Here is a 7,379-nt window from a genome sequence, read left to right as displayed (position 1 = left end):
CCCCCCCCCCCCCCCCCCCCCCCCCCCCCCCCCCCCCCCCCCCCCCCCCCCCCCCCCCCCCCCCCCCCAAAAAAAAACCCCCCCCCCCAGATCTAACTATGCGTCTCGTGGGCTCGGAGATGTGGAGAAGAGACAGGGTGCGGCGCCGTTGTGTGGGCGGATGGCTGGGGTGGCGCGTGCCCCGCATCCCGGCGCGTGACCCGCGCAGCGGCGCGCTACCCGCATGACGTCCCGCGGCCGGGTGGCGACTACCGCGGCGCGAGGAGGTCGGGCAGGGCGGTGAGGGTGCTGAGACGGATGACGCCCAGCGCGCGGGCGTCGGCCAGGTCGGCCTCGGGCGGGGGAGGGCCGGCGGGCCCGACCCGGTCCAGCCACACGCCGGTCAGGCCCGCGGCGGCGGCACCGATCGCGTCGGTGCGCAGCCGGTCGCCGACGTACACCGAAGCGCCCGGATCGGCACCGAACAGGGCGCAGGCGTGCACGAAGATCTCCGGCCGCGGCTTGCTCAGCCCGAACTCGGCCGAGGTCACCACGTGCTCCACCCGGCTGTCGAGGCCCGTGTCGGCCAGCTTCACGCTCTGGTAGGCCAGCTCGCCGTTGGTGATCAGGCCGAACCGCACGCCCGGGATGCGCAGGGCCAGCTCGTCGAGACACGGCAACGCATCGTCGTGCAGCCGCCAGTGCGCCCGGTAGTGCTCGAAGTAATCGGTGAACCAGGCGGCGGCCTCGGCCTCGGTGAGGTCGACACCGTGCGCGGCGGCGAAGTCCCTGGCCCGAGCGCTCCGCTGCCCGGCGAAGTCCAGCTCGCCGGCGAGGTAGGCGTGGTAGTGCTGCTCCTCGAGGGCGTTCCACAGGGCCACCACGGCGTGCGGGTCGGCGGCCGCACCCCGGCCGCCCTGCGCGGCGACGTGCCCGAGGATACCGTCGGCCACGGCAGCGCGGTGCGCGAACAGGGTGTCGTCCAGGTCGAACAGCACCAGCGCCGGCCGGGTCACAGCAGCCTCACCGGCCACAGGAGCCTCGCGGGGCGCACGGCGCCGCTCACCCGCCCACGACCTCGGCCGGCCATCCCGCGGGCGGTGTGCGGTCGTCGGTGGCGTGCAGCACGGCCTTCCACGACGGCGGATGCGTCCCATCGCGGTAGGCGATCCCGGCCGGTCCCTGACCGGTGTAGCGAAACCCGGCCTTCCGGGCGGCCCGGGCCGAAGCGAGGTTGCCGGCCACGCACTCCCAGTGCACGGTGTCGCAGAACCCGGTGCTGAAGCCCCAGTCGAGCACCAACCGCTGGGCCTCGACCATCAGGCCCCGGCCCCGATGCGCAGCTCCCAACCAGAACCCGATCGAACTGGACCGGGCCGCACCCGCCGCGACAGGCACGCTCAGGCTGATCACGCCGAGCAGCTCGGTCGATGTCGAATCGCGCACCGCCCACGTGCATTCCTGGTCGGCCGCCCACGCGGCCGGCACGTACCCGGTCACGAAGTCGGTGGCATCCGCGAGCCGGTACGGCCAGGGTAGGCGCGCCAGGTACTCGGGCATCACCGGGTCCTGGCAGTACTCGAACACCTTCTGGGCGTCGTCGCCCCGCAGCTGGTCCAGCCGCAGCTGCGGCGAGGAGAGTTCGACCGGACGCATCAGTCAAGCACCAGAGCCCGCCTCAACGGCGAGCCAGGAAGCCCATCTTGTCGAACGCCGCTGCCAGGGTGACGTCGGCGACAGCCGCGGCACGGTCGGCGTTGGCGGCGAGAATGCGGTCCAGTTCGGCCGGGTCGTCGAGCAGCTCGAGCACCCGGCTGCGGATGCCGCCGAAGGTCTCGGTGACCACCTCGGCCAGGCCCTTCTTGAAGTCGCCGTAGCCCTTGCCGGCGTATTCGTCCTCGAGCGACTGGATCGAGCGCTCCGCCATGACGGAGTAGATCGTGAGCAGGTTGGCCACGCCGGGCTTGTTCTCCCGGTCGAAGACCACACCGCCCTCGGCGTCGGTCACGGCGCGCATGATCTTCTTCGCGGTCACGGCCGGCTCGTCGAGCATCCAGATCACGCCGGCGTGCGACTCGGCCGACTTCGACATCTTCGACGTCGGGTTCTGCAGGTCGTAGATCTTCGCGGTGTCGCGGATGATCGAGGCCTCCGGCACCGTGAAGGTGTCGCCGAAGCGCGAGTTGAACCTGGCCGCCAGGTCGCGGGTGAGTTCGACGTGCTGGCGCTGGTCCTCGCCCACCGGCACGATCTCGGTCTGGAACAGCAAAATGTCGGCGGCCATCAGCACCGGGTAGGCGAACAGGCCCACGGTGGTGGCGTCGGCGCCCTGCTTGAGGGACTTGTCTTTGAACTGGGTCATCCGGCTGGCCTCACCAAAACCGGTGAGGGTGTTCAGCGCCCAGGCCAGCTGGGCGTGCGCGGCCACGTGCGACTGCACGTACAGGGTGGACTCGGCGGGGTCGATCCCGGCGGCGATGTACTGCGCGGCGGTGGCGCGGGTGTTCTCGCGCAGCTTGGCGGGGTCCTGCGCCACGGTGATGGCGTGCAGGTCCACGATCGAGAAGAACGCGTCGTGGGTCTGCTGCAGCTTCTTCCAGTTCAGCAGGGCGCCGATGTAGTTGCCGATCTGCAGGGAGTCGGCGGAGGGCTGCATGCCGGAGTAGAGGCGGGTCTTGGTCATCAGTTGAGTCTTTTCGTCGGGAGCAATGCCGCGTCAGGCGGCGGGGAGGAAATCAGATGGCGTAGTCGACGACCACGGGAGCGTGGTCGCTCCAGCGCTGGTCGTAGGCATCCGCCCTGTCGACCGCGTAGTTGACCACGGATGCCGCCAGCGCTGGAGTCGCGAGCTGGTAGTCGATGCGCCAACCGGTGTCGTTGTCGAACGCCTGGCCCCGCCACGACCACCAGGTGAACGGTCCGTCCATCTCGCCGGCGAACTTGCGGCCGACATCCACCCAGCCCAGGCCCGCGCCGTTGTTGTAGTCGGTCTCGTCCTCGGCGCCGAGGATCTTGTCGAAGTAGGCGCGTTCGGCGGGCAGGAAGCCGGCCCGCTTCACGTTGCCCTTCCAGTTCTTGATGTCGAACCGGCGGTGACCCACGTTGAGGTCGCCGAGCACCACGACCCGGTCGCTGTGCGCGGCCAGTTCGGGCAGCCGGGTGAGCATGGAGTCGAGGAAGGTGAACTTCTCGACCTGCTTGGGGGTGTCTACCTCGCCGGAGTGCACGTAGGTGCTCACCACGGTGACGATGGTGCCGTTCACCTCGTAGTCGGCCTCGAGCCAGCGGCCGGCGCTGTCGAAGTCGGGGTGGCCCAGCTCGACCCGGTGGATCGACGCGCTCTTGCGGCTGGCGATCGCCACGCCGGCGCGGCCCTTGGCCGTGGCCGGGTCGTGCAGGATGTTCCAGTCGGGGCCGAGCAGGCCCTCGATGTCCTCGGTCGAGGCCCGCACCTCCTGGATCGCGAGGATGTCGACGTCCCGGGTGGCGAGCCAGTCGCACATGCCCTTGCGGAACGCGGCGCGGATGCCGTTGGTGTTGATGCTGGCGATGCGAAGCGGCTGGGTGGTCTCTGAAGCGGGAGAAGACGGCATGCGCCGATTCTACCGAGTGCCTCCGACGCCCGGGCCGGGGCTACCGCTCCGCCGGCTCCGTGACGCCGTACTTCTCGGCGCGCTGCCGTGCCCGGCGCAGTCGCCGGTTGGCGCCGGGTCGCATCAACCAGGATGCGCTCTCCCGCGCCAGCCTGGCCTGCCGCAGTTCCACGGTGGCGGCCAGGTGCAGCGCCTCCGCCTCCTTCTGCTCGGTCAGTTTCTTCGCCTCGTCGGCGCTCAACGACGACGGCGGAATGCCGGCGTCCTGCATGCCAACGGCAATCCAGGCGGCGGCGATCAGGGTGACCGTGGAGGTGAGGTTGAACCAGATCAGCAGACCGATGATCACCGCGAAACCGGCCAGCAGCGGGTTCTTCGCCGCGCCGCCAAGCAGGGCGGCACCGAGCACCTTGAGAACGCCAAGGGCCACGGCGCCCAGCACCGACCCGACCAGCAGGTTGCGGAACGGAATACGCACCCTGGAGAGCACCCTGAACAGGGCCGCGAGGGTGATGGTGTCGATGACCAGCACGATCAGCAGCCCCACCGCCTGGCTCGAGGCGATGAACCAGAGCGAGTCGGTGCCCTGGCCGAGGAGGCCGAGGAACCCGCGGAGGAGTTCCGTGCTGACGATCGAGATGACGGCTGACACGACCAGGGCGAGGCCGAAGGCCAGGCCGAGACCCAGCTCGCGCAGCTTGACCAGCACGAAGAAGGTGGTCTCCTGGCCCATCCCGAAGATGCCGCGCACGGCCTGCGAGGTGGTGTTCAACCAGCCGAGAGTCGTGGCGAGCAGGCCGACGAGGGCGATGGCGCTGGCCCAGGTGAGCGCGCCGGTGTCGACCAGGGTGGCGGGGTCGACCACCCCACCCTTCTCGATCAGCCCGGGAACGGACTGGTTGATGATCACGAAAAGCTGATCCATGAGAACAGGGTTGCTGGCGAGCCAGAGCCCGGCAACCGAGAAGACCAGCCAGAGCGCGGCGAAGATCGCGAAGATCGCCTGGTAGGCCATGCCGGCGGCCAGAATCGGTCCGCGGCTCTGGCCGAAGTGGGTGAACACGCGCACGGGACGGGTGGCCATGATGCGGGTGATGAGGTCGCCGATCTTCATCGACCCAGCCTAACCAGCGGGTGCGGCTCGCCCGGTGCGTTAACGACGAACGGCGGCCATTGGCCGCCGTTCGTTAGGAACCCGTAAGAGAATTACGGCTTGCCGCGCATGATGGCCTGCTTGACCTCGGCGATGGCCTGGGTCACCTGGATGCCACGGGGGCAGGCTTCGGTGCAGTTGAAGGTCGTGCGGCAGCGCCAGACGCCTTCCTTGTCGTTGAGGATGTCGAGGCGCACGGCGGCGTTCTCGTCGCGGGAGTCGAAGATGAACCTGTGGGCGTTCACGATCGCGGCCGGGCCGAAGTACTGCCCGTCGGTCCAGAACACCGGGCAGCTCGACGTGCACGCGGCGCAGAGGATGCACTTGGTGGTGTCGTCGAAGCGCTCGCGCTGGGCGACGGTCTGGATGCGCTCCTTGCCATCCTTGGGCGTGTTCTGCGCCATCAGGAACGGCTGCACCTCGCGGAAGGACTCGAAGAACGGCTCCATGTCCACGATCAGGTCCTTCTCCAGCGGCAGGCCCTTGATGGCCTCCACCGTCACCGGCTTGGTGATGTCGAGGTCCTTGATCAGGGTCTTGCAGGCCAGGCGGTTGCGCCCGTTGATGCGCATGGCGTCGGAGCCGCAGATGCCGTGCGCGCAGGAGCGTCGGAAGCTCAGGGAGCCGTCCTGTTCCCACTTGATCTTGTGCAGGGCATCCAGGATGCGGTCCGTCGCGTACATCTCGACGTCGTAGTTCTCCCAGTGAGGGTCTTCGTCCAGCTCGGGGTTGAACCGGCGCACCGAGAGGGTGACCGTGAACGACACGATCTCTTCGGGAACCGCGGGGGGACTCTCGAGGGTGGGGGTGCTCACTAGTACTTCCTCTCCATCGGCTGGTAGCGCGTAATGGTCACGGGCTTCCAATCGAGCGAAATGTGGTCGGCAGCATCCGCGGACAGAGCGTCGCCGCTCAGGTACGCCATGGTGTGCTGCAGGTAATTGACGTCGTCGCGCAGCGGATAGTCGTCGCGCATGTGGCCGCCGCGGCTCTCCTTGCGGTTGCGGGCGGAGAACACGACCACCTCGGCCAGGTCGAGCAGGAAGCCCAGCTCGACGGCCTCGAGCAGGTCGGTGTTGAACCGGCGGCCCTTGTCCTGCACGCCGATGTTCTTGTAACGCTCGCGGAGCAGGTGGATGGTCTCGGTCACCTCGGACAGCGACTCGTCGGTGCGGAAGACCTGGGCCTTCTCGTCCATGATCTCCTGCAGCTCACGACGCAGCACCGCGATGCGCTCGGTGCCGGTGGAGGTGCGGATGGTGGCCAGCAGCTCGCGCACGAACTTGGCCGGGTCCTCGGGCAGCGGCACGAACTCGGCCGTCTTGACGTACTCGACGGCGTTGTTGCCGGCGCGCTTGCCGAACACGTTGATGTCCAGCAGCGAGTTGGTGCCGAGCCGGTTGGAACCGTGCACCGAGACGCAGGCGCACTCGCCGGCGGCGTAGAGGCCGGGCACGACGGTGGTGTTGTCGCGCAGCACCTCCGCCTTCACGTTGGTGGGGATGCCGCCCATCGCGTAGTGCGCCGTGGGCATCACGGGCACCGGTTCGGTGACCGGGTCCACGCCCAGGTAGGTGCGGGCGAACTCGGTGATGTCGGGCAGCTTGGTCTCGAGCACCTCGGCGCCCAGGTGGGTGCAGTCCAGGTACACGTAGTCCTTGTTCGGCCCGGCGCCGCGGCCCTCCGCGACCTCCTTGACCATGCAGCGGGCCACGATGTCACGCGGGGCGAGGTCCTTGATGGTGGGCGCGTAGCGCTCCATGAACCGCTCGCCGGAGGCGTTGCGGAGGATCGCGCCCTCACCGCGGGCGCCCTCGGTGAGGAGGATGCCGAGGCCGGCCAGGCCGGTCGGGTGGAACTGGAAGAACTCCATGTCTTCCAGCGGCAGGCCCTTCCGCCAGATGATGCCCACGCCGTCGCCGGTGAGGGTGTGCGCGTTGGAGGTGGTCTTGTAGATCTTGCCGAACCCGCCGGTGGCGAAGATGAACGCCTTGCCGGAGAACACGTGCAGCTCGCCGGTGGAGAGGTCGTACGCGACCACGCCGGAGGGCTGGTCGACGCCGTCGACGTTGGTCATGATCAGGTCGAGCACGTAGAACTCGTTGAAGAAGTTGATGCCGCGCTTGACGCAGTTCTGGTACAGCGTCTGCAGGATCATGTGGCCGGTGCGGTCGGCGGCGTAGCAGGCGCGGCGCACCGGGCTCTTGCCGTGGTCGCGGGTGTGGCCGCCGAAGCGGCGCTGGTCGATCTTGCCCTCGGGGGTGCGGTTGAACGGCAGGCCCATGTTCTCGAGGTCGATGACAGCGTCGATGGCTTCCTTGGCCAGGATCTCCGCGGCGTCCTGGTCGACGAGGTAGTCGCCGCCCTTGACGGTGTCGAAGGTGTGCCACTCCCAGTTGTCTTCCTCCACGTTCGCCAGGGCCGCGGCCATGCCGCCCTGCGCCGCACCGGTGTGCGAGCGGGTGGGGTAGAGCTTGGAGATCACGGCGGTGGATGCGTTCGGGCCGGCCTCGATGGCGGCTCGCATGCCCGCCCCTCCCGCCCCGATGATGACGATGTCGTACTGGTGGTAGTGCACGCCGTCGACGATGGTGGTCGCGGCGGGCTTGGTCACAGGTGCATCCGTCATGGAAGTGTTTGCAGCTCCTTGGGGG

7 protein-coding genes are annotated in these 7,379 nt (G+C 68.8%); all 7 read right to left on the bottom strand.

Features of this window, described 5'->3' with window-relative positions; all coding sequences use genetic code 11:
- Nucleotides 1-248: 248 nt before the first annotated feature.
- Nucleotides 249-995, bottom strand: a complete 747-nt coding sequence (locus tag ACEN2M_RS13890) for an HAD family hydrolase (RefSeq protein WP_441648727.1) — start codon at nucleotides 993-995, stop codon at nucleotides 249-251.
- A gap of 46 nt (nucleotides 996-1,041) precedes the next feature.
- Complete coding sequence (locus ACEN2M_RS13885) at nucleotides 1,042-1,635, bottom strand: GNAT family N-acetyltransferase (RefSeq protein ID WP_441648726.1); 594 nt, start codon at nucleotides 1,633-1,635, stop codon at nucleotides 1,042-1,044.
- 22 nt (nucleotides 1,636-1,657) lie between these two features.
- The gene (gene trpS / locus ACEN2M_RS13880; protein ID WP_441648725.1) at nucleotides 1,658-2,662 is read right to left on the bottom strand and encodes a tryptophan--tRNA ligase; all 1,005 of its coding nucleotides are present in this window, start codon (nucleotides 2,660-2,662) and stop codon (nucleotides 1,658-1,660) included.
- A gap of 52 nt (nucleotides 2,663-2,714) precedes the next feature.
- Nucleotides 2,715-3,572 (bottom strand): exodeoxyribonuclease III, encoded by an 858-nt coding sequence (locus ACEN2M_RS13875; protein ID WP_441648724.1) that lies wholly within the window; start codon nucleotides 3,570-3,572, stop codon nucleotides 2,715-2,717.
- 40 nt (nucleotides 3,573-3,612) lie between these two features.
- On the bottom strand, nucleotides 3,613-4,686 hold the full coding sequence (locus tag ACEN2M_RS13870) for a YihY/virulence factor BrkB family protein (protein WP_441648723.1): 1,074 nt from the start codon (nucleotides 4,684-4,686) through the stop codon (nucleotides 3,613-3,615).
- Between the two features lie 92 nt (nucleotides 4,687-4,778).
- Complete coding sequence (locus ACEN2M_RS13865) at nucleotides 4,779-5,540, bottom strand: succinate dehydrogenase iron-sulfur subunit (RefSeq protein WP_441648722.1); 762 nt, start codon at nucleotides 5,538-5,540, stop codon at nucleotides 4,779-4,781.
- Nucleotides 5,540-7,354 carry a succinate dehydrogenase flavoprotein subunit gene (gene sdhA / locus ACEN2M_RS13860; protein WP_441648721.1) on the bottom strand — a complete coding sequence of 605 codons (1,815 nt, stop codon included), beginning with the start codon at nucleotides 7,352-7,354 and terminating at the stop codon, nucleotides 5,540-5,542. Before sdhA ends, ACEN2M_RS13865 begins: the two co-directional genes overlap by 1 nt.
- Nucleotides 7,355-7,379: the final 25 nt, after the last annotated feature.

This window comes from Cryobacterium sp. W22_MBD10_FK3 (genome assembly GCF_052113745.1).
Classification (GTDB): domain Bacteria; phylum Actinomycetota; class Actinomycetes; order Actinomycetales; family Microbacteriaceae; genus Cryobacterium.
Note: the sequence above shows the minus strand (reverse complement) of the source record. Positions and strands in the feature narration are given on the sequence as shown.